This window comes from Candidatus Bartonella washoeensis Sb944nv (assembly GCF_000278135.1).
GTDB classification, from domain to species: domain Bacteria; phylum Pseudomonadota; class Alphaproteobacteria; order Rhizobiales; family Rhizobiaceae; genus Bartonella; species Bartonella washoeensis.
The window spans coordinates 18667-21078 of the sequence record NZ_JH725023.1 but is presented as its reverse complement, the minus strand read 5'-3'; the positions used below and the strand labels follow the sequence as shown (position 1 = coordinate 21078).

The window sequence follows — 2412 nt, the reverse complement described above, 5'->3', positions numbered from 1 at the left end:
GTTGCGACTCTGGTTGGTGTTTATTGCGCGGTTTAAGTTTTAGAGTATTGGGGATAAAAGCTGGTCTTTCATTTATAGGGCTTGTGGAGAGGTTTCATCTAAGAGGTCTTGAATACGCTTTTGAATTTTCTGCATTTGCGGATAATATTCCAGCGCCTTTTCATAGGCTTTTATGGCAAGTTGTGGACGTTCTGTCGCTTCCATGGTAATGCCAAGCTCAAAAAATGCTATGTAATTGCGTGGTTCAAGTTTTAAAGCATGGTGAAGGTCAACCATAGCAAGTTTAAAATCACTTAGTTGAATATGAACCCAAGCACGTCTTACCCAAGCTTCGGCATAAGTGGGGTGAAGCGCAAGGACATTATCAATGTAATCAAGGGCAAGACCATAATTGTCGGCGTTGATAGCGTTTTCAGCCCATAACATCAAAAGATCAATCGTCTCACTGCCCGATTGTGACCATAAACGCTGAAGCTGCTTACTTATCTTTTTCGCTTCATCAACATCAGCACAAAATTTTAGTTCTTTGAGAAGGCGTAAAATTTCCGCTTCTTTGCGCTGTGCAGCTCTTTGTGCATGGGTGCCTTGTGTTGCGTCAAAATCTTCAAGAATGGTTGCTGCTGAATCAGAATCAGGCATAGTGGGACCAGAAGGAGGCTGACTGGGAATGAGATCATCCAAGGGCAAAAGCAATTGTGGAGAGGGAGGGTCTGCAGGGAGTGAAGGAGGATTTTGCCCGTATCCAGAAGAGATCAAACAAAAGATGCTTACAAAAGCAACAAAAACAGCCACAAAAATCGTTCTCGTGAAGAATGATGAAAAAGCCAAAGCAGGCACAAAAACTTGCCAGAAAATAGAAAAGATCTGTAATGGTAAAGTTTTTAAAAAGATAAAAAACTTCATAAAAACAAGTCCTCAACAGATGAGCTATCGTACAACGGACCTGTAATCCAAAAAAAATCTGCAAGGAACAAAAAAGCTTCATGCCCACAAAAAAAGCAGGCACAAAAACTCTTAACCTCTACGAACCACCAATCCGAAAACCATCAACCTTGACGGGCTCTAAAACGTGGGTTTGTCTTGTTTAGGATATAAACACGACCCTTGCGACGCACCAAACGATTGTTACGGTGGCGTTCCCTCAGTGCTTTAAGCGAATTTTTAATTTTCATCATACTCACCGTTTATAGAAACTCATATAACGCAATATTATATTTTATTATCGATGCCATAACTTTGAGATCGTCATCTCAATACCACAACACTGTCTTCTCATATTGTGATTGTATCATAACATCCTCTACACTTTTTCACTGTTCTCAAAAAAGAAAAATACACGCCCGAAAGAAACAAAGGCATGCATTAACGCACTTTAATCATTACAATGAATAAGTGAAAGTTGTAAAAAGATCTATGACACTTGTAACAAGAAGTCCACTTTTTGTCAAGCAATCCTCTCTTACAAATTCCCTTTCAGTTGAAGAGGTGGAAGCTACAGGATATGCATGAGGGGTTGGTGGGAGAGGGTTGCAGGATGGGGAGAGAGCATTGAAAAGTGCAGGGCAGAGTGAAATGAAGGGTTAAAAGACCGTTTTTTGACGCTTTTGTATCACACGTTTTTATACCAGTCTGCGGTTTTCATAGCTGTTTGCTTCTGTGTTATCGTAAAAGCGTCAATGATGAATTAAGGGGATGAAAAACAAGAGGGGATCAGTGTTGTGCGTGTTCTAGCAAATGTTATGCAAGGGGAAAAGTCGCAACAAGGGGTAGCAAGGTGTCACAAGGGTGATGGAAGAAGTGTGTAAGGGATGAGGTACAAAATGGTGTGGCATGGATGCAGGGAGCACATTGCCCTATGTTCACTTCTTATTAAAAGTTTCGTTTCTTATTAAAAGTTTCGTTTAAAAATGTTCCAATGTGGTTTTATCAGAAGCCTTTTTTACTTTTTTCTGTTTTATCGTAAAAACGATAAAATTTAAATCTGTAAAATGGAAAGACAGAGGGATTATCGATTAGAAGCGTTTTAAAAGATGCAATGAGGAGTGCTTTCAAGCTGCCCTTCAGGGAAGTGCGTTAAAAGGTGCGTTAAAAGGTGCGTTAAGAGTACAAGGAGAAAAGTGGTATGGTGCCCATGGTGGTGAACAGTGCTTGAAGGTTTTGTTGGAGGGGCGGGTAGAGAGTTCTGATCGAGGGGATGTTGAAGGCATGAGCTAAAGAGCAGGTGGCGCGTTGCAGTGAAGGCTTTAAGCGAGAGGATTGCAGGTGTGGTGCTTGGTGGTGGTTTTTGCTGGGGTGAGAATGGGCAAGAGACGTGTGTGGTGAGGGGTTTCAGTTCAAGCGGGTGCGATGCGCGTTAGGTGGGGTGGACAGGTGAGAGGGATGGGGCCATGAAGGTGGATGAAGGAGGTGCGT

General features: G+C 42.0%; 3 protein-coding genes. 1 reads left to right on the top strand and 2 read right to left on the bottom strand.

Annotated features, from left to right (window positions below; genetic code table 11):
- Nucleotides 1-72: 72 nt before the first annotated feature.
- The gene (locus tag MCQ_RS02590) at nucleotides 73-903 is read right to left on the bottom strand and encodes a tetratricopeptide repeat protein (protein WP_006923372.1); all 831 of its coding nucleotides are present in this window, start codon (nucleotides 901-903) and stop codon (nucleotides 73-75) included.
- A 143-nt stretch (nucleotides 904-1046) separates the two neighbouring features.
- Nucleotides 1047-1172 carry a type B 50S ribosomal protein L36 gene (ykgO, locus tag MCQ_RS08730; RefSeq protein ID WP_011181208.1) on the bottom strand — a complete coding sequence of 42 codons (126 nt, stop codon included), beginning with the start codon at nucleotides 1170-1172 and terminating at the stop codon, nucleotides 1047-1049.
- 1062 nt (nucleotides 1173-2234) lie between these two features.
- Between ykgO and MCQ_RS09780 the strand changes: the two genes are divergently transcribed.
- A complete protein-coding gene (locus MCQ_RS09780; RefSeq protein ID WP_280641543.1) occupies nucleotides 2235-2357 on the top strand; it encodes a hypothetical protein in 123 nt (40 codons plus the stop codon).
- The last annotated feature ends 55 nt before the right edge of the window (nucleotides 2358-2412 follow it).